General features: G+C 76.9%; 2 protein-coding genes. Both read right to left on the minus strand.

Features of this window, described 5'->3' with window-relative positions; translation table 11 throughout:
* Window positions 1-72: 72 nt before the first annotated feature.
* Complete coding sequence (fabD, locus tag ACFQ9Z_RS08140; RefSeq protein WP_383012654.1) at window positions 73-3336, minus strand: ACP S-malonyltransferase; 3264 nt, start codon at window positions 3334-3336, stop codon at window positions 73-75.
* On the minus strand, window positions 3333-21644 hold the full coding sequence (locus ACFQ9Z_RS08145; RefSeq protein ID WP_383012657.1) for an amino acid adenylation domain-containing protein: 18312 nt from the start codon (window positions 21642-21644) through the stop codon (window positions 3333-3335). The genes fabD and ACFQ9Z_RS08145 overlap by 4 nt, the downstream gene beginning before the upstream one ends.
* Window positions 21645-21771: the final 127 nt, after the last annotated feature.

The following is a 21771-nucleotide window of genomic DNA, read 5'->3' on the forward strand; positions in this document are numbered from 1 at the left end:
GGGCCGGACCGCCGGGGCCCAGGCGGGCCGGGCGGCGGGGGTGTCAGCCCGTCCGGGCGGCTGGGTGGGGTGTCAGCCCGTCCGGTGGAAGGCGTTCAGGCGGGCGGTCAGGTGGGCGGCCGCGCCCTCCATCAGGGTGTCGGCGACGGCCTCCACCGTGCGGGCGGACCACTGCTGCAGACCGGTGCCCTCGACCACCTGGTTGAAGGCGCCCATCGCCGGTCCGCAGTGCACCAGGTAGTCCACCCGGTGCCGGTCGTCGCCGGTCACCGCGAGCCGGAAGCCGCGGGTGAAGTAGGCCCGGAAGAAATCCGCCAGCTCCTGCTTCGGGTCCGCGCCGGGCGCCCCGGGCGCGGGGTGTGCGCCGCCCAGGTAGCGGTCGAGGATCTGGGTCGTGGTCTCGTCGTCCAGCTCGGCCGCTGAGGCGTGCCGGCGCCACAGCTCGTGCAGCCGGGACGCCCGCGCCGGGAAGAACAGGCCCCGCTTGAGGTAGCGGGCCCGGGCGCCGAACTCGAACAGCTCGCCCCACGGCGCGGTGTCCACGTCGTACTCCCGCGCCGCCTGCAGGACGTCCTTCACCTCGGCGCTGGTGGCGGCCTCGACGGAGCACTGGTTGACGGAGCCGGTCAGCACGAACTCGGCGCCGAGCAGGAACGCCGCCGCCACCGCCTCCGGGGTGCCGAGGCCGCCCGCGCACCCCACGTGCACCCGCTCCCCGGGCACGGCGGCGCCGTCGCGCAGCCGCAGCACCGCGGGGAGCAGGGTCAGCAGGTCGGCCGTGCTGGTCAGCCAGCCGCCGTCGGCCTCGACGCACAGGTCGTCCGCCATGGGCCGGCCGGCCGCGGCGCGTGCCTCCTCGGCGGTGACCTCGCCGGTCTCCACCAGCCTGGCGACCAGCCGCTCGGGCGGCGGGGCCAGGAACTCGGCGGCCACGTCGGTGCGGCCGACCTTGGCGATGATCCGGCCGCCCTTGAGCCGGAACCGCACCAGGGCCGGGGTGATCAGCGGGAAGCCGGAGGCCTCCACCAGGTCGATGCCGTGCCGCAGCAGCAGGTCCACCAGCGCCGACTCCTCCTGCGGGGCGCCGTGCCGGTAGAGCAGGTTGACGCCGAAGGCGCCGCCGAGGCCGAGGTCGCCGGCCAGTTCGCGGAGCCTGCCGTCGATCTCCTCCAGGGTCAGGCCCCCGGTGCCGAGGAAGCCGAGCAGGCCGGCCTTCGAGGCGGCGCCCAGCATCTGCCGGCCGGAGATCCCGCCGTACAGGGAGCCCAGCAGGTAGGCACGGCGCAGGCCGTACCGCTCCCGGAAGGTCGCGGCGCCCAGGGTGTCGGCGGTGACTACGGCGGCCGCGGCGGTGTCCGGCACCTGGACGGTGACCGCGGCGGTGTCCGGCGCCTGGACGGCGGCCGCCGGGGACGCGGCCGGGGGCGCCGGGGCCGGCCGCTCGGGCGCCGGGGCCCGGCGCGGGGCGGGGGCGGGCAGCGGCTGCGCGGTGTTCCGGATCTTCGCGACCAGGTTGGTCAGCACCCGGCCGGGTCCGATCTCCACGAAGTCGAAGTCGCCGTGGCCCATCAGCCGGCGCACGGTGTCGGTCCAGCGGACCGGCGAGACGATCTGCGCGGTCAGCGTCTCCTTGATCGCGTCCGGGTCGTACGGCTGCCCGTCCACGTTGGCCAGCACCGGCACGGCGGGCGGCCGCAGGGTGAACCCGTCGAGGAAGCGGGCGAACTCCTCGGCCGTCGCGCGCATGTAGCGGGAGTGGAAGGGGGCGCTGACGTTGAGCCGCACCGCGCGTGCGCCCGCGGCCTCCGCGGCGGCGCGGGCCGCCTCGACGGACTCGCGCGGGCCGGAGACGACGAGCTGGTCCGGCGCGTTGTGGTTGGCGATGTCGAGGTCCTCGATGCCCGCCTCGGCCAGCACCCGCGGCAGCTCCGTCTCGTCCAGGCCGACCACGGCCGCCATGCCGCCGCCGCCGGCCTCGGCCATCAGGGCGCCGCGCCGCTGCACCAGGCGCAGCCCGGTCTCGAAGTCGAAGACGCCGGCGGCGAACAGGGCCACGTACTCGCCGAGGCTGTGGCCGACCAGGTAGTCGGCCGGCACCGGGTCCACGGCCTGCCTCTCCAGGTATCCGAGGGCGCTCACGGCGTACAGCGCGGGCTGCGTGAACTGCGTCTCGCCCAGGCGCCGTCCGGGGTCGTCGAGGCACAGCCCGGCGAGGGAGTGGCCGAGCACGCGGTCGGCGGTGGCGGTGTGCTCGGGGTACTTCTCGAAGAGCTCCCGGCCCATGCCCCGCGCTTGGGAGCCCTGGCCGGGGAAACCGTAGACCTTCATGCGTTGTGCCTTCCTTGGTGTCTTCGCCCGGTTCGGTGTCGCCGGGGCGGCCAGTTCCCGCGCCCTGTCCAGCAGGCCCGGGTCGTGGCCGAACGGGCTGAGGAGGGCGAGCGACCTCGATCGCGTGCCCGCGGGGAGGTTGCCTCGTACGAAGTTGTGCAGGGTGCCCGAGGGGCCGAGGTCCAGGTAGAGGAAGTCGCCCCGGGCCCGCATCCGGTCCATGGTCCGCTGGAACTCGATGGGCCGGCGGGCCACCTGCCAGAAGTGCTCGGCGCCCGGCCGCTCCACCGGTTCTCCGTCCACGCAGGACACCCAGGGCAGGCGGGGCGGAGCGAACTCGGCCTCCTCCAGGGAGGCCCGGCACGCGCCGAGCACCTCGTCCATCAGGCGGGAGTGGTAGGCGTACTCGACCGGGACGCGCTGGTGCAGCACGTCGGCGCGGCGCAGTGCGGCCTCGGCCCGGTCGAGGTCGTCGTCCGTGCCGGCGACCACGAAGTGGCCGGGGTAGTTGCGGGCGGCGATCTCGCAGGCCCGCAGCTCCGGCACCCGGTCCAGTACGTCGGGCCGTGCGAGCACGGCGAGCATGCCGCCGCGCGGCCCGGCCCCGAGCCCCTCGGCCTGGCGGACCAGCAGCCGCAGGCAGGCGTCGGGGGCGATGCTGCCGGAGACGGCGGCCGCCGCGTACTCGCCCAGGCTGGAGCCGAGCAGGTGGTCGGGCTCCACCCCGGCCGAGCGCAGGGTCTCGGCGAGGGCCAGTTCGATCATCACGATCGCCGGGTGGGTGAGCCGGGTGTCGGTGAAGGGGTCGTTGCGGCGCCGGTCCGGGTCGAACAGCCGGGCGAGCACGGACTCGCCCAGCTCCTCGGCCACGACGGCGTCGTGGCGGCGCAGGGCCGCGCGGAACACCTCGTTCTCGGCGAAGAGTTCCCGGCCCATCCCGTAGTACTGCGAGCCCTGCCCGGAGAACATGAAGACCACGGGCAGCGGCCCCTGGCCGGCCTCGCTCATCGGTACGTGTCCCAGAACAGGCCCGTCGGCGCGGGCTCGGCGGGCGGCACTGGTCCGGTGGGCGGCACTGGTCCGGCAGGCGCCGTGGGCCCGGTGGGCGCCGTAGGTCCGGCGGGTCCGGCGGGGCCCCGTACGACGACCCTGCGGTCGAGCGGCGGGCCGGGCAGCGGGGCGCGGGTGGCGCGGTGGTCCGCCGGGGCGGGCGCGAGCAGCAGGTGCGCGTTGGTGCCGCCGTCCGCGAAGCAGTTGAGCGCGGCGGCCTCGGCGGCGGACGGCCAGGGGGCCGCCTCGCGCGGGAAGTACAGCGCGGAGGCGTCCAGGTCGAAGTGCGGCAGCGGCTGCTGCCCGGAGCGGAACGGCACCTGGGTGCGGTGGTGCAGCATCAGCACCACCTTGATGAACGCCGCGATGCCCTCGGCGGCCAGCGGGTGGCCGATGTTCGGCTTCACGGAGCCGAGGGCGACGGGCGACGAGCGGGTCGCGGCGGCGCCGTAGACGCCGTCGATCGCCTTCAGTTCGAGCAGGTCGGTGACGGCGGCCCCGGTGCCGTTGGTCTCCACCCAGCCGATGTCGCCCGGGGCGTGGCCGCTGCGGGCGAGCGCCTCGGCCATCACCGCCTTCTGCGCCTGGAGGTTGGGGGTGGCCGGCCCCGCCGTGCGGCCGTCGTTGTTGACGGCGATGCCGCGCAGCACCGCGAGCACCCGGTCGCCGGCGGCACGGGCGGCCGCGAGCGGCTTGAGGACCACGACGCCGACGCCCTCGCCGAGGACGAGTCCGGCGGCCCTGCGGTCGAAGACGTGGAACTCCGGGCCCGGGTTCAGCAGTCCGCGCCGGCCGAACACCTGGTGCGCCCGGTCGTCGGCGAGCAGGCTCACCCCGGCGACGACCGCCGCCTCCACGGAGCCGGTCCGCAGCGCCTGGACGGCTGTGTCCATCGCGACCAGGGCGGAGGAGCAGGCGGTGTCCACGACCAGGCTCGGGCCCTGGAAGTCGAAGAACTGCGAGACGTTCGCCGCCAGGTAGTTCTGCCCGGTCACCACGACCGGGTTCTTCGAGTGTTCCAGCGCGTCCGGGTCGGGGGTGTGGGTGGCGCGTCCGCCGACGTACACGCCGACCTTGCGTCCCTTGAGCTCGGCGGGCCGGTAACCGGCGTGGTGGACCGCGCTGTTCACCTCTTCGAGCAGCAGCAGCGCCTGCGGGTCCATGGCCGCCACGTCCGCCTCGGAGAGCAGGAACGCCTCCGGGTCGAACCGCAGCACCCCCGGGAGCAGGCCGGCGTGGTGGCCGAGCGGGCGGCCGAAGCGCTCGTCGGGGACCGGCCGCAGCGCCGAGCGGCCCTGGCGCAGCAGCTCCCAGTAGGCGTCGGCGGAACCGGCGTCCGGGAAGCGGCAGGACAGGCCCACGACCGCGATGTCCGACGCCGCCGGACCGGCCGCGGGCGAGGGGGACGCCGGCGCGGGCGCCGGTGCGGTGTGCGGGCCGCGCGGGGAGCCGGCCGCCGGGGTGCCCTCCGGGGCCGGTGCGGGGCCGGTGCTCGCCGCCGGAGAGCCGAAGACGGCCAGGAGTTCCGTGCGGTGCGCCTCGGCCAGGTGCCCGGCGAAGGCGTCGACGGTCGGGTGTTCGAGCAGCGCCGAGGGGTCGACGGAGACGTCCAGGCGCTTGGCGACGGACTGGACGAGCTGGGAGACCATGATCGAGTCCATGCCGTAGTCCTGGACCGGTACGTCGCCGGCGAGCCGGACCCGGTCGAAGCGCAGCTCCTCGGCGAGCCGGTCGAGCAGCCAGGAGGCGGCCGCGCCGACCGCCGCGCGCACCCGGGCGTCCTCCTCCGGCCCCGCGGCGGGCGCCGCGGGCGACGGGGCGCCCGGGACCGCGGGCGCCTCCGTGGCCGGGGCGGCGGCCGGGGTCGCGGGCGCGGCGGGGGCCGGGACGGCGGCGGGCGCCGTGGCGGCGGCGGGGGCCGGATCCAGTCGGCGGGCGGTCAGGCGTGCGGGGTCGAAGCCGGCGTCCGGGCGCGGCACCACCGGCATGACCACCCTGGCGCCGCTGCCCAGCGCCCGCTCCAGCAGGGCGAGTCCCTGTTCGTCGGAGAGCGCCGCCAGCCCCGAGGCCTGGTAGGCGGCGCTGCGGGCCTCGCCCATGCCGGTGTCCTTCCAGCTCGGCCACTCCACGCTGACCAGCGGCAGCCCGTACGGGCGGTGCCGGGCGACGGCGTCCAGGTAGGCGTTGGCCATGGCGTAGTCGCTCTGGCCGACCGCGAGGGCCGGCACGGCGGCGGCGACCGAGGAGTACACGACGAACAGGCTCAGCGGCTCGTCGCGGAACACCTCCAGCAGGGCGTCCAGGCCGAACACCTTCGGGCCGAGCACGCGGGCGACGCCGGAGTGCGGCTTGCGCACGAACGCCGGGTTCTCGAAGTCGGTGACGCCCGCGCTGTGCACCACGCCGCCGACCGGTCCGAGGCGTCCGCGGACGTCGGCGAGGGCCTTGGCGAGCGCCTCGCGTTCCTCCAGCGGCACCGCGACGACCTCGAGTTCCACCCCCTGGGCCGCGAGTTCGGCCAGCGGGCGCAGCTTGCGGCCCAGCGGGCCGTCCTGAGCGATGTGCGCGCTCCACTCGGCACGCGGCGGCAGTTCCTCGCGTCCGGTGAGGACCAGCTTGCGCACCCCGTGCGCGGCGACGAAGTGCCGTGCGGTCAGCAGCCCGATGCCGCGCGTGCCGCCGGTGACCCAGAGCACGTGGCCGGCCGGGAAGCGCGGCGCCCGGCCCGCGCCGCCCGGCTCCTCCTCCAGCCGGGCCAGGTGCCGGACGCCGTCGCGGTAGGCGACCTCGGCGGGCTCGTCGTCGTAGCTCAGTTCGTCGGCCACCCAGCGGCACAGTCGCTCGTCGCCGGCCGCGCCGTCGATCTCCAGGTGGCGGGAGCGGACGTGGCGGTACTCGCTCTGCAGCATCCGGTACAGGCCGATGCGGGCCGCGCCGCCGAGACCGGGCGTGTCGTCGGAGGCGACCCGGGTGACCAGCAGCGCGCGCAGGTCGCGGCTGCCGCGGTCGACCAGGTGCTGGAGCCAGCGCAGCCAGGTGGGCAGCGTGGTGTGGTCCGGGGCCGGGCCGGCGTCGGCGCAGCCCGCCAGGTCGACGACGGCGTCGAAGCGGTCCCAGCGGGTGCCGTCGGCGGCGAGTTCGGCGTCCAGCCGGTCGGCGGTGAGCACCTCGGCGGCGGGCAGCACGGCGGCGAGCCGGGTGGCCAGCGCCTCGGTGCCGGGAGCGGCGAGGACGGCGGTCAGGGCCGGCCGCGCGGTGCGGGAGGCGGGCGGGGCGGGCGTCCAGCGCCGGGTCAGGAGCATGGCGCCGCCGGCCGGCCGGCCGGTGAGGGCGGCCAGTTCGGCGTCGGCTGCGGCGAGCCAGACGCGGTCCCCGTCGAAGGGGTAGCCGGGCAGCGCCACCCGGCCGGGGCTGCCCGCGGGGTGCAGGGCCGTCCAGTCGACGCCCTGGCCCCGGGTCCAGGCGGCGGCCAGGGCGGCGGGGTCCGCGGGCAGCTCGGTGCCGGGGGCCGGGCGGCGCGGGTCGACCACGCCGGTCCAGCTTCCCGCCGGGCTGCCGCCGGCCGCGAACTCCTCCAGCTTTCCGGCGAGTCGGGGCAGCTCCTCGAAGAGGACGGCGAGCCGGTGGGCCATGGCCTCGCGGCCGGTCTGCAGGGTCCAGGCCACCTGCTGGGGCGTCGCCCCGCTCGTCTCCGCGCGCAGGTGGCCGGCCAGGCGCCGGGCCTGCGCGCGCAGCCGGCCGGCGTCCCGGGCGGAGAGGACCGCAAGCTGGGGGCCGGCCGGGGCGGCCGGGGCGGGCGTGTCCGGCCCGAGGTGCTCCTGCCCGAGGTGCTCCTGGAGGATGATGTGGGCGTTGGTGCCGCCCGCGCCGAAGGAGCTGACGCCCGCGGTGCGCGGCCGGACGGTGCCGTCCTCCCGCACCCGGCGCGGCCAGGGCGCCCGGTGGCGCTGGACCTCGAACGGGGTCGACGTGAAGTCGATGTTCGGGTTGAGGCGGTCGGCGTGCAGGGACGGGACCAGCTCGCCGTGCCGCATCTGCAGCAGCACCTTGGTGATCGCGGCGATGCCGGCGGCCGACTCGGCATGCCCGATGTTGGACTTGACCGAGCCGATGGGCAGCCGCTCGGGCAGGTCGCCCTCGAACGCGCGCAGCATGCCGTTGACCTCGACCGGGTCGCCGAGCGCGGTCCCGGTGCCGTGCGCCTCCAGGTAGTCGAGGTCGGCGGGGCGCAGTCCGGCGCGCTCCAGCGCGGACCGCACGAGGTCGCCCTGTGCCCGGGGGTTGGGGACGCTGTAACCGGCGCCCGCGCCGCCGTGGTTGACGGCGGACGCCTTGACCACGGCGAGCACGCGGTCGCCGTCGGCGACGGCCGCGTCCAGGCGCTTGAGCAGCACGGCGCCGGACCCCTCGGCCGGGACGTAGCCGGTGCCGCCCTCGCCGAAGCTGCGGCAGCGGCCGTCCTCGGCGAGGAAGCCCCGCTGGGCGAGCTGGAGGAACTTCACCGGGTGGCTGGAGATGTTCACGCCGCCCGCGACCGCGACGTCGCAGTCGCCGTTGCGGATGGCCAGGCAGGCCTGGTGGATGGTGACCAGCGAGGAGGAGCACATGGTGTCCAGGGCGACGCTGGGGCCGGTGAAGTCGAAGAAGTACGACACCCGGTTCGCGACGGAGGCGTACGACGAGGAGGTGGCGAAGCCCTCGCCGCGCAGCGCCTCGCGCACGCCGTAGAGCTGGTAGTGGCCGTACATCATGCCGACGAACACGCCGGTGCGCCCGCCGCGCAGTCGCTCACGGGTGTAGCCGGCGTCCTCCAGCAGGTGCCAGACGGTCTCCAGGAACACCCTCTCCTGCGGGTCGGTGTGCTCGGCCTCGATCTGCGACATCCGGAAGAACAGCGGGTCGAAGCGGTCGGCGCCGGGCACGAAGCCGCCCCACTTGCCGTAGGTCCTGCCGGTGGCCGACTTGTCCGGGTCGTAGAAGACCCCGTGGTCCCAGCGGTCGCCCGGGATCTCCTCGACGCTGTCGCGGCCCTCGCGCAGGTTCTGCCAGAACTCGGTGACGTCGCCGGCCCGGGGGTATCGGCCGGCGACGCCGATGACGGCGATGTCGTCGCCGCCGGGAGGCCCGGCGGGGGCCGGCACCGCCGCCGGGGCGGCGGGCGCGGTCGCGGCGGCCGAGGGCACGGCACCGGTGGCCACCGGTGCCGTGGCCGGCGGGGTGGTGGTGAAGGCGGCCGGGTGGGCGGCGGCGAGGTGGGCGGCCAGGTCGCGGACGGTCACGTGCTCGAAGAGCAGGGTCTTCGACAGCGGTCCGACGTGCTGTTCGAGGCCGCGGATCAGGCTCATGGTGATCAGGGAGTCCACGCCGTACCGGTCGAAGGGCTCGGTGACGGTGATCTCCGCCTCCGGCGTCCTCAGTTCCTGCGCCAGCAGCCGCAGCACCAGCCGCTCGGCCTCCTCGCGCGAACCGGAGCCGGGGCCCGCGTCGGCACCGGGACCCGGCGCCGCGTCGGCGGCGGGCCGCGGCGCGGCCGGGGCCGCCGTGCCGCCGGACAGGGCGGTGAGGACGCGCGCCGGGTCGCCGGGGGCGAGCAGCAGGGCCGGAGCGGTGCCGGCGAGGGCCCGTTCCAGCGCGTCCAGGGCGGGCCGGGTGGCCAGCGGGCGCATGCCGAGCACGCGGTCCATGTACTCCTCTGCCCTGGCGTCGATGCGCATGCCGCCCTCGGCCCACACCGGCCAGGCGGCGGAGAGGGTCCGGCCCCGGCGGGTGCCAGCCCTGCGCCGCTCCTCCCGGCGCTCGGCGAAGCGGTCCAGGAAGGCGCCCGCGAAGGCGTAGTCGGTCTGGCCGGCGTTGCCGAACGCGGCCGCGGCCGAGGAGTAGACGACGAAGTAGTCCAGCGGCTCGCCCGCGGTGGCCTCGTCGAGCAGCGTGGTGCCGCGCACCTTGGCGGCCAGCACCGCGTCCGCGTCGGCGCGTTCCTTGCCGCGCAGCAGCCCGTCGCGCAGCACACCGGCGGCGTGCAGGACACCGCTGACGTGCCCGTGCGCGCCGCGCGCCGCGTCGATCAGCGCGCGCACGTCCCGCGGGTCGGCGACGTCGGCGACGACGACGCGGGCGCCGAGGGCGTCGGCACGGGCCCGCGTCGCGGCGTCGGGGGCGGTGCGGGCGGCGAGCACGAGGCCGCCGCCGGTCACCCCGGCCGCGCGGCGGGCGGCGGCGATGTGCTCGGCGGCGAGCAGGCCCAGCGCGCCGGTGCCACCGGTGACGATGTGCGCGCCGGCACCGGTGAACGCCGATCCGGAGACGGCCGGCAGCGTGGTCCGGTGCCAGGTACGGCGCTCGGGGCCGTCGGCGGTGAGCCGTGCCTCGGTCTCGGGGCCGCCCTCGGCGAGGAGTTCGGCGACGACGTCCCGGGCCGGGGCGCCGGGCGCGACGGCGAGCACCCCGAAGGCGACGGCGGGGTGCTCAAGGCGGACGGAGCGCGCGAAGCCGGCCAGGGCCGGGTCGGCGGGCGACGCGGCCGGCTCCGGGTGGACGTGCAGGTAGGTCAGCGCGTCGTGCCGTTCGAGCTGCCAGGCGCGCAGGAAGGCCAGCGCGGTGTGGAAGCCGGACTCCACCGCCGCGTCGCACTCCGGCTCGCCGGCGGACAGGTGCAGGACGCGGACCGGGCCGGCCCCCGCGGCACGGACGGCCGCGGCGGCGTCGAAGTGCGGACCGAGCGGGATCCGGCGCACCTCGGCGCCGGCCGCGCGCAGCGCGGCGCCGAGTCCGGCCTCGTCCGGCGTGCCCGCGGCGGGGGCCAGCAGCAGGACCGTGCCGGCCGGGCCCGGGCGGCGCCGCGGCGCGGGCTGCCAGCCGGGTTCGAAGGCGGCCACCGCGCCGGCCGTGGGCAGCGCCCGCAGGGTGAAGGACTCCAGTGTGACGACGGCCGTGCCGTGCTCGTCGAGCAGGGCCACGTCGAAGGAGAGCGAACCCTCGGGCGCCGGGCGCGCGGCCGGGGTGGCGTGGGCGAACACCCGCCGGGGCAGCGGGGCGTGCAGCCGGGCCGCGCCGAGTGAGAACGGCAGGTACGGCGCCGGGCCCGCGGGGTCGCCGGCGCCCGGTACGAGGCGGCCGGCCGTCTGCAGGGCGGCGTCGAGCAGCGCCGGGTGGAAGGCGTACGCGCCGGCGTCGGCGTGCAGCGCCTCGGGCAGCACGAGCGTGGCCAGCACCTCGTCCGGACCCTCGGCGATCTCCTCGATCACCCGGAAGGAGGGGCCGTAGGCGAAGCCGAGCCGGGTGAAGCCCGCGTAGCAGTCCGCCCCGGTGGTGACGCGGGGGCAGCGGGCCCGGACGCCGGCCAGGTCGGCGGGGGCGGGCCGGGGGCCGGCCGCGTCGAGGCGGAGGGTGCCGCCGGCGTGCACCGGCGCGCCCGCGCCGTCACCGCACACCTCGAAGGAGTGGTGTGCGCCGTCACCGGTGACCCGGACGGTCAGCCGGTGCTCGGCCCGGCCCGCCGGGAGCCGCACCGGCGCGGCCCACACCAGGTCGTCCACAGCGCGTACGGGGGCGCCGGCGGCGGCGAGTTCACCGGCCAGCCGGCCCATCTCCAGGTAGGCCACACCGGGCAGGACGCGTTCACCGCCGACGACGTGGTCCCGAAGGAAGAACTCGTCCCCGGTCAGCGTCTTGGCGAAGACGTGCTCGCCGGGGGCGGAGACGTCGGCGTCCAGGAGGGTGGGGTGCAGACGAGCGGGGGCACCGGGACGGACGGGGGCTTCCGGCGCGGCGGGCGCGCCCGGCGTGCCGGAGGCTGTCGGCGCGGCAAGGGCCCGCGGCGCCGCGAAGGCATCCGCACCGGCTGAGGCGGCCACCCCGGCGCGGGCACCCGGCACCGTGAGGGCCTGCGGCACGGCGGCATCCGCCGGCGCGGCCAAGGCGGACCCGCCGGCATCAGCACCCGGACCGGCAACGGCTCCCGGCGCGGCGGGGGCGGGGGCCGCCGGCGTGGGGGCGGCCGTGGCGGGGGCCGGCCAGTGGCGGGGGCCGGCGAAGGGGTAGGCCGGCAGGTGGACCCGGCGGCGGGGGGCGCCCCGGTGGAGGGCGGGCCAGTCGACGTCGGCGCCGCGCAGCCAGTCGGCGGCGAGACCCCACAGGTCGCCGGGTCCGGCGGCGGCCCGGGCGACGGGGCGGCCGTCGGCCGCGTGGCCGGTGCGCACCGCCGAGGGCCGCCCGGCCAGGTGCGCCAGCAGTTCGGCACGCAGCCCGGCGGCGCTGTCGGCGACCACGGCGAGCCGGTGCGCCAGGGGCTCGCGGCCGGTCTGCAGGGTGTGGGCTAGGTCGGCGGCCGGGAGGTCGTGCCGCCCGAGGTGGTCGGCGAGCCGCTGGGCGGAGCGGCGCAGCGCCTCGCCGTCGCGGGCGGACAGCACGAACAGCTCCTCGGCCGGGCTGTCGTCGCGGGCATCCGGCATGGGGGGTTCCTCCAGGACGATGTGCGCGTTGGCCCCGCCGAACCCGAAGGAGCTGACGCCGCCGCGGCGCGGCAGCTCCGCTCCGGCGGCGTCCCGCGGACGCGGCCAGGGCCGGGCGGTGGCGGCGACCTCGAACGGGCCGCCGTCGAGCTCCAGATAGGGGTTCCGCTCACGGAAGTGCAGGCTGGCCGGGATCGTGCCGTGCCGCAGCGCGAGCACCACCTTGAACAGCCCGGCGATGCCGGCGGCGGCCTCCAGGTGGCCGATGTTGGTCTTCACCGAGCCGATGGCGCAGGGCCGCGCCGTCTCCGCGAGCCCCTGCTCGGCCCTGATTCGCCGGAAGGCGGTGCTCAGCCCGGTGGTCTCGATCGGGTCGCCGAGCGCGGTGCCGGTGCCGTGCGCCTCGATGTAGCCGACGGTGTCCAGCGGCACCCCGGCGCCTCGGTAGGCGTCCACGAGCAGGTCGGCCTGGGCGTCCGGGTTGGGGGCGGTGAGCGAGGTGGTCCGGCCGCCGTGGTTGACGGCGGCGGCCTTGATGACGGCGTGCACGGCGTCGCCGTCCCGGCGGGCGCGGTCGTGGGGCTTGAGCAGCACCACTCCCGCGCCCTCGCCGCGCACGTAGCCGTCGGCGCGGCTGTCGAACGCCTTGCAGCGGCCGTCGGGGCTGAGCATCTCCCCCTGGCTGAGCGCCTCGTACACGCCGGGGGCCAGGATGAGGCTGACCCCGCCCGCGATGGCCAGGTCGCAGGTGCCGTCGCGCAGGGCCGCGCAGGCCTGGTGGACGGCCGTCAGCGAGCCGGAGCAGGCGGTGTCGACGGCGATGCTGGGGCCGCGCAGGTCCAGCAGGTACGACACCCGGTTGGGGATGACGGACAGGGCGGCGCCGGTGAGGGTGTGGCCCTCCGCGCCGCGTCCGGCCGCCCGCTGCACCTCCAGGTAGTCGGAGTTGGTGACGGCGACGAACACGCCGACGCGTTTGCCGGCCAGCTCGGACGGCCGGTACCCGGCGTCCTCGACGGCCGACCACACCGTCTCCAGCATCAACCGCTGCTGCGGGTCCATCAGTTCGGCCTCGCGGGGCGAGATGCCGAAGAACGCGGCGTCGAACCGGTCGACACCGGGCGCGAAGCCGCCCCAGCGGGAGCGGGAACGCGGGTGGTCGCGCCAGTCCCAGCGGTCGGCGGGTATCTCGCCCACCAGGTCGTCGCCGGCGGCCAGGTGGGCCCAGAACTCATCCAGGTCGGCGGAGCCGGGCAGCCGGCCGGCCATCCCGATGACGGCGACGTCGGCGCGGGCCGGGGTGTGCCGCCCGCCGGCGCCCGGCGTCCCGCTGTCCGTGCCCGCCGTACCCGTACCCGGCGTCCCACTGTCCGTGCCCGCCGTGCCCGTGACCGCCGCGCCCGGCGTCCCGCTGTCGGTGCCCGACGTGTCCGTGGCCGCCCTGCCGAAGCGGGCCGGCAGCTCGTGGGCGTGCTCCCGCAGGAGGTGTTCGGCGAGGGCGTGCAGGGTGCCGCGGCGGTAGAAGAGGGTCGGGTAGACGGTGATGCCGTACGCCTTGCGCAGTTCGGCGCTGAGCGCGGTGAAGCCGACCGAGTTCATGCCGGTCTCGCCGAGCGGGGTGTGCGCGCCGATGTCCTCGGGGCGCAGGCCGGTCAGGCCGGCGACCATGCGGGCGAGGTCGGCCTCGAGCTCCGCCCGGCCGCCTCCGGCGGCGGGCGGCCGGGCGGGCGCCGGCTCCGGCCGCCCGGTTCCGGCGCCGAAGCGGGCGCGCAGCTCGGGCAGCGGCAGCGCGGCGAGGGCGCCCCGGTCCACCTTCTCGTTGAGGGTGCGCGGGAACCCGGTGACGCGCAGCATGGTCTCCGGCACCATGTGCTCGGGCAGCCACGCGCCGAGCCGCTCGCGGGTGGGTTCGGCCGCGCCGTCGTCGAGGACGTAGCAGGCGAGCAGGGTGTGCGAGCCCGCGGCCCCGCCCCGGGCCACGACGACGGCTTCGCGGACGCCCTCGACGCGTCGCAGGGTCGCCTCGATCTCCTCCAGCTCCACCCGGAAGCCGCGCACCTTGACCTGGGAGTCGATCCGGCCGAGGTACTCGATGCGGCCGTCCGCGAGGCGGCGCGCCAGGTCGCCCGTGCGGTACACGCGGGCGTCGGGTCCGGCGCCGGACGGGTCGGGCAGGAAGCGCTCGGCGGTCAGTTCGGGCCGGCCGAGGTAGCCGTCGGCGACGCCGTGCCCGCCGATGTACAGCTCGCCGGCCACGCCGGTGGGCACCGGCCTGCGAGAGCCGTCCAGGACGTGCAGCGTGGTGTTGGCGATGGGCGTGCCGATGGTGACGCGCTCGCCGGGGGCGAGGCGGCGGGCCGCGGACCAGATGGTGGTCTCGGTGGGCCCGTAGAGGTTCCACACCTCCTGGTTCCCGGCGAGCAGGGCCTCGGCGGTGTCGGCGGGCAGCGCCTCGCCGCCGCACAGCACCTTCAGCCGGGCGTCGCCCCGCCAGCCGGCCGCGAGCAGCATGCTCCAGGTGGCCGGGGTCGCCTGGACGACGGTGGCCGCGCCCGCCTCCAGCGCCTCGCGCAGCCGCAGGCCGTCGCGGGCGTCCTCGGCGGGGAGGATCTCGACGGTTGCGCCGGTGATCAGCGGCAGGTACAGCTCGAGGCCGGAGATGTCGAAGCAGACGGTGGTCAGGGCGAGGAGGGTGTCGCCCGGCCCGCATCCCGGTTCGCGGGCCATCGACCACAGGAAGTTGGTCAGGGCGCGGTGCGGGACGCACACGCCCTTGGGGCGGCCGGTGGATCCGGAGGTGTAGATGACGTAGGCGGTGTCGGACGGGCCGGCCGGGCCGGGTGAGGGAAGCGCGGGCGGCTGTTCGCCGGTGTCGGTGACGAGCCGCGGCACGCCGCCCGGTCCGCCGGTCACGGACGAGTGGGTCAGCATCAGGTGCAGCTTGGCGTCCTCGGCCATGTAGGCGAGCCGGTCGTGCGGGTAGGCGGGGTCGAGCGGCACGTAGGTGCCGCCCGCCGCCTGGACGGCGAGCAGCGCGACGGGGAGGCCGGCGTCGCGCGGCAGCAGGACGCCGACGGTGCGGCCGCGGCCGACGCCGGCCGCGGTGAGCCGGGCGGCGAGGGCGTCTACGCGTTCGGCGAGTTCACGGTAGGTCAGCTCGGTGCCGCGGTGGCGGACGGCGGTGGCGTCGGGCCGCGCCTCGGCCTGACGGCGTACGAGCTGCCAGACGAGGGTGCCCGCGGGGTAGTCGGCGGGTTCGGGCGGGGCGAGCAGGGCCCGCTCGGCGGCGGTGAGCAGGTCCAGTTCGCCGACGGCGGTGGCGGGCCGGTCCACGGCGGCGGCCAGCAGGGTGGTGAAGTGCTCGCCGAGCCGGGCCACGGTCGCCGCGTCGAAGAGGCCGGGGTCGTACTTGAGGGTGTAGCGGCAGCCCTCGGCCTGTTCGACCACCTCGAGCGTGAGGTCGAACTCGCCTTCCTGGTGGACGCCCTCGACGGGTCCGAGGACGACGGCGTCCGCGGCCTCGCCGGTCCGGGCGGCGCGCGTCCAGTTCTGGAAGTAGAAGGCGACGTTGAACGGGTCGCCGGCCTCGGGGTCCGCCCGGCGCAGGTCCTCGGCGAGGGTGATCAGCGGGTAGGCGCTGTGCTCGAGGGCGTCCAGCACCGTCCGGTGCACGCGGCCGAGCAGGGAGCGGAACTCCTCGGCTCCGTCGACGCGTTCGGCGAGCACGACCATGTTCATGAAGTAGCCGAGCACGTCGTCGTAGCCGCTCGGCGGCCGGCCGGCGGTGGGGGTGCCCACGGCGATGTCGTCCTGGTCGGCGTAGCGGTGCAGCAGCGCGAACCAGGCCGTGAGGACCACGCCGAACAGGGAGGTCTGCTGCGCCGCCGCCAGCGCGCGGGCCCGGTCCGTGACGTCCGCCGGGATGTGCCCGTCCAGGCTCGCCCCGCGGTGGCCGGTGACGGCCGGGCGGGGCCGGTCCAGCGGCAGCGGCACGGTGGTGCGGCGGCCGCGCAGCCGCTCGGTCCAGTGGGCGCGCAGCCGTGCGCCCTCGTCACCGGCGAGCAGCTCGCGCTGCCAGGCGGCGAACCCGGCGTAGTCGCGGGCGGGGCGCCGCGGGTCCGGTGTCCGGCCGGCGCGGACCGCCCGGTAGCCGTGCTCCAGCTCGCGCAGCAGCAGCGCGATGGAGACGCCGTCGAAGACCGCGTGGTGGAAGGTGAGCAGCAGGGCGTTGCGGCCGTCGCCGAGGGTGTAGAGCGTGGCCCGGACCAGCGGTCCGGTGGGCAGCTCGAAGGGGCGGCGCAGCTCAGCGCGCATCCGTTCGCGCAGCTCGCCGTCGTCGCGGGCGGTCAGGAAGACCTGCTGGAAGGGGAGTTCGGGTTCGGCCGCGACCCGGACGTGGGGCGTGCCGTCCTCGCCGGTGCGGATGGTCGCGCGCAGCGCGTCGTGCCGGTCGACGATGTCCTGCAGGACGGTGCGCAGCGCGAGCACGTCGAGGTCGCGGTCGAGCCAGAGGGCGAGGGGCAGGTTGTACGCGTAGGTGCCGGGTGCGATCTGCTCGATGACCCACAGGGCGCGCTGGCCCTCGCTCAGCGGGTGGGTGCACTGCTCCGCGTCGGTCCTGGGGCGCAGGACGAGTTCGGCGGCCCTGGCCGCCCCCGGACCGGCGTCCGGGGCCGGTCGCGGCGCCCGGTCCGGCACGGCGCCGGTCCGGGCGGGCTCCGGGGCGGCTGCCGCTTCGGCCAGCCGGCCGGCGGTGAGGTGGGCGGTCAGCTCGCGCAGGGTGGGGCGTTCGAAGAAGTCGCCGAGCGGCACGGTGACGCCGAACGTCTCGTCCACGGCGGCGACGATCTTCATGCCGCTGAGCGAGTCGAAGCCGTAGTCGGCGAGCGGCCGGTCGGGGTCGATCCGCTCGTCCAGCTTCAGTACGCGCTCGACGAGTACGCGCAGCCGCTCGCCGACGGCGTCGGCGCCGGCGCCCGGGCCGGCCGGGGCGGTGGCGGCAGCCGGGGCGGCGGCCGGTGCGGGCCCGGCCTCGGGCTCGACGACGCGGGCCGGGGCGGTGGCACGGGCGGCGGGGTCCGGGATGAGCACGACGCCGTCGCTCTCGGCGACGAGCACGGTCTGTCCCAGCGCCGGGTCGTCGGCGCCGAGCGCGGTGACGGGGGCGTAACCCTCCTCGTGCAGCAGCCGCGTCCAGCTCTCGGGGGAGGCCAGCGGCGAGTCCGGCAGCCGCAGTTCGCCGTCCTCGAACGCCCACCAGCCCTCCAGGACACCGCCGCCGATGGTGAGCAGGGGCCGTACGGAGGTCAGTTCGTTGAGCACCAGCCAGCCGCCGGGGCGCAGCAGGGCCTTGGCCTTGCGCAGGGTGGCCCGCAGGTCGCTGGTGGCGTGCACGACGTTGGTGGCGAGCACCAGGTCGGCGGTGGCCGGGGTGAACCCCTGTTCGGCCAGCCCGCGTTCGAGGTTGAGCACCTGGAAGCGGGTGAAGGGGTACTGCTCGGCGAAGCGCTCGCGGCCGTGTTCGAGGAAGCGGGGCGAGATGTCGGTGAAGGTGTAGCCGACCCGGCCCTCGTGCGGCGCCAGCGCGGGCAGGACGCGTTCGCTGGTGGCGCCGGTGCCCGCGCCCAGTTCGACCACCTCGACGCGGCGGCCGGCGGGGAGCTGCGGCAGCCGGGCGTCGAGGAAGCGCCGGACGGTGTCGCGGACGAGGAGGTTGAAGGAGTCGGTGAGCGGGTTGCCCTTGTAGAAGTTCTGCACCAGCTTCATCGAGGAGCCGGGGAACATGATCTCGGTGGCGCCCACCTCGCCGCGCAGGATGCGCGGGTAGGCGTCCAGGAAGAGCCGGTTGAGGGTGACGGTGGGTTCGATGTCGGGGTGGGCGGCGGCGATCCGGTCGAACTCCGCCTCCCAGCGCCCGGCCGCCTCGGTCTGGTCCACGGTGTCGACCGCGGCGGTGGCGGTGACGCGGTCGCCGTCGCGGGTGAGGTAACCGGCGCCCGTGAGGATGTTGAGCAGGGCCTCGTGCAGCCGGGCGAACCGGTCGAGGATGCCGAGGCGAGTGCGCAGTTCACCGGCGCCGTACCGCTCGCCGGAGCGCCGCAGGACGCCCATGCGCTGGTAGACGCCGAGCAGCATGGGCGCGGATACGGCCTCCAGTTCCTCGTACCCGGCGAGGACGCGCCGGGCGGCGGGGTCCGGTCCGGGGCCCGCCGCCAGCTCCGCGGCGGCGCCGGCGAGGGTGGCGGGGTGCCCGCCGCCGGCCAGTTCGCCGTCCAGGGCCGGGTCGTGGCCCATCGCCTCCAGGGCGCGCCGGCCGGCGCGGATCGGCATCGCCTGGGGCAGCCCGCTGCCGAGGACGCGCCGTACGGCGGCGATGCCCTCGGCGGGCCCGAAGTCGCGGATGCCGAGTCCGGCGAAGATCTCGGCGAGGCCCGGCCGGGCGCCGGAGCCGACCTGCCCCCAGTACCCCTGGTTGACGACGGTGACGGGGTGGGGCAGCCGGTCGCGCAGGAACAGGGCGTAGGCGTCCTCGGTGGCGGAGGCGCAGATGTAGGCGCCGTTGCCGGCGAAGCTGCCGAAGGAGCCGGCCGAGGAGAAGTAGGCCAGGAAGTCCAGCGGCCGGCCGGCGACGGCGGCGGCGAGCGCGGCGGCGCCGACGGTCTTGACCTGGATGGCCGCGGTGAACGCGGCCTCGTCCAGCTCGGCCAGCGGGTGGTTGTCGAAGGCCATGGCGGCGTGCACGACGCCGTGCAGGGCGCCGAACCGGCGGTACGCCTCCTCGACGGCGGCGGTGAGGTCGGCGGCGGAGCAGGCGTCGCCGGGGACGTGGACGGCGTCGCCGCCCAGGCCGCGGATCTCCTCGGCGAGGGCGCGCTGCGCGGGGCCGGGTTCGTTCCGGCTGAACCAGACCAGGCGGGCCCGGTGCCGGCGGGCGAGGTGGCGGCTGAGCTCCTGGGCTATGCCCCCGGTGCCGCCGACGAGCAGGTAGACGCCGTGGTCGCGGAAGACCGGGCCGGGTTCGGGCAGGGTGACCCGGCCGAGGCGGCGGACGTAGCGGACGCCGCCGCGCAGGGCGACGGTGCGTCCGGCGGGGTCGGCGGGGGCGGTCAGCACGGCGTCCACGAGGGCTTCGGCGGCCCGGTCGCCGTCGAGGTCGGCGGTGGCGTAGTCCAGGGCGCACACGCTCAGGTCGGGCCGCTCCTTGGCGACGACCTGGAGCAGTCCGTGCAGCCCGGCCGCGAACGGGTTGGCGGCGGTGCCGCCCGCGACCGCGTGCACGTCGCTGGTGACCACGACGAGCCGGGCGGGGGCGAGGGTGCGCGCCAGATGGAACAGCGACAGCGGGCCGTGCCGCAGGTGCTCGCGGGCCTGGCCGAGACCGACGGCGTCGGTGACGGCGGCGCCCGCGCCGCCGAGGTGGATCACCAGGTCGGCGCCCTCGGTGGCCTTCAGCCAGGTCTCCGGGGGCTGTTCGTCGAGCGCGACCAGGTCGACGCGGGCGAGCGGGTCGCGGGCCGCGACCGCCTCGCCGAGCCACCGTGATGCGGCGGTGACGAGGACGACGGTCCGGCCGGCGGCCGGCGTGCCGGTGGCGGCGGGGGCGGCCTCGCGCACCCACACCGGGCGGTAGAAGTCGGGCAGTTCCAGGGCGGCTTCGGGCGCGGGCTCGGGTGCGACGGCGGGCGGCCGGGGTATCCAGTACCGCTTGCGGGCGAACGGGTAGGCGGGCAGCTCGATCCGCCGCGCCGTCGCCGGGGTGACGCGGGCCCAGTCGACGTCGGCGCCGGCGACCCACCGCTCGGCGACCGCCGTCAGGTCCCGCCGGTCCAGGGCCTCCTCAAGCGCTTCGGCCTCGGCGCCGGTGAGGACGATCCGGGCGCGGGCGGCGCGACCGGTGATGATCCGGGCGTCGTTCCCCCCGGCGGCGTACGCCTCCAGGGCGGCGGTCGCCTCGGAGATCAGGCGGGCGGGCAGCGCGAGGCGGAACTCGTGGGCGGTGCGGCCCGCCTGGAGGGTGTGGGCGACGTCGGCGAGCCGCGGGGCGCCGGACGCGGGGGCGGCGGGGGCCGGCCGCCGTGCGGCCGCCACCGCGTCGGCGACCGCGCCGATGGTCGCCGCCGCGCCGAGGGCGGCGGGCGGTTCGCCGTCGAGTTCGGCGGCGAGCAGCGCGTGGTAGCGGGCGCGTTCGGTGACGGAGAATCCGCACTCGGCCAGGTCGGTGCCCAGGTCGAGGTGTTCGGCGGGCACCCCGACGGTGCGCGCGGCGAGGTCGAGGCACAGGCGCTGCGCCTCGGCGAGCGCCCCGCCGGCGTCGGCGTCCCGCGCCGGTTCCCCGGTGCGGCGCAGATGGGCGGCCAGGTCCGCGGCGCAGGCGCGCAGCCGGTCCTCGCTCTTGGCGGAGAGCACCAGCAACTGCTCGCCGTCCGGGGCGGGGGCGGCGGGCGCCTGTCCGGCGGGGTCCGGCCGGTACTCCTCCACCAGGACGCAGGCGTTGGCGCCGCCTCCGCCGAACGAGCTGACCAGCGCGCGCAGCGGGGTGTCCGGCGCCGCCGGCGTCCAGGGGGCGAGGGACTGCTGGATCTCGAAGGGGGTGCCGGAGAAGTCGATGTCGGGGTTGCGGCGGGCGGAGTTCAGTGACGGGGCCAGCGTGCGGTGCCGCAACTGGAGCAGCACCTTGGTCAGTCCGGCGATGCCGGCCGCCGACTCCAGGTGGCCGATGTTGGACTTCACGGAGCCGACCGGGACGGCGGGGCGTTCGGCGCCGCCCCGGCCGCCGAACGCCTCGGCGAGGCCGGCGATCTCGATGGGGTCGCCGAGCGGGGTGCCGGTGCCGTGGGCCTCCACGTAGCCGACGGTGGCCGGGTCCACCCGGGCGCGCCGCAGCGCGCCGCGGATCACCTCGGCCTGCGCGGCGGCGCTCGGCACGGTGTAACCGCCGGTCTTGCCGCCGGCGTTGATGGCGGAGCCGCGGATGACGCCGAGCACGCGGTCGCCGTCGGCGACGGCGTCGGCGAGGGGGCGAAGCAGCACGGCGCCCACGCCCTCGCCGTCCACGAAGCCGTCGGCGCCGGCGCCGAAGCTCTTCAGCCGGTCGTCGTGGGAGATCATCCCGCGGTCCGCGAGCATGCGCAGGTGCATGGGGTGCAGGATCAGGTTGACGCCGCCGGCGACGGCGGCCCGGCACTCCCCGGCCCGGATGCTCTCGCAGGCGAGGTGGACCGCGGTGAGCGAGGCGGAGCAGGCGGTGTCGACGGCGAGGCTGGGGCCGGTGAAGTCGAAGGTGTAGGACACCCGGTTGGCGATCGACCAGTGGTTGGAGTGGGCGTCGGTGCGCACGCCGCGCGCGGTCGCCTCGCCGCCCATCCACTCGTAGTTGTTGTTCATGACGCCGACGAAGACGCCGACCGGGCCGCGTGCGGCGAGCCGGGCGGCCGGGTGGCCGGCGTCGTCCAGGACGGCGGCGGCGGTCTGCAGGAAGAGGCGCTCCTGCGGGTCCATGGCCTCGGCGTCGGCGGGTGAGATCTGGAAGAAGAGCGGGTCGAACTTGTCGACGTCGTCGATGAACCCCGCCCACTTGCTGTAGCTGCCGTGCGTGCCGGCGGGGTCGTAGTGCGTGTCGGCGTCCCAGCGGTCGGCGGGCACCTCGCGGATGCAGTGCCGGCCGGTCCGCAGGTTCTCCCACAGCTCGCCGACGGTGCCGGCCAGCGGGTAGCGGCCGGAGACGCCGACGACGGCCACGCCGTCGCCTGCCGCCGGGGTCTGGCCCGGGTCGCGGGCGGCCAGCAGGCTCAGCAGCAGCTTGCGCTTGTCGTCCACAGTTGCTCTCTCTCAGGTCTTCGACCGGCCGCCGCGGGCCGGGAGTTCACCGCCGGGGGCGGCCCGGCCGGGGCCGGGGCCGCCGGGGGCCGGGTGGGGTGGCGGCCGGTGCGGGTCGTCCGGGGCC

The sequence above is a fragment of the Streptomyces sp. NPDC056580 genome (assembly GCF_042793175.1).
Classification (GTDB): Bacteria; Actinomycetota; Actinomycetes; order Streptomycetales; family Streptomycetaceae; genus Streptomyces.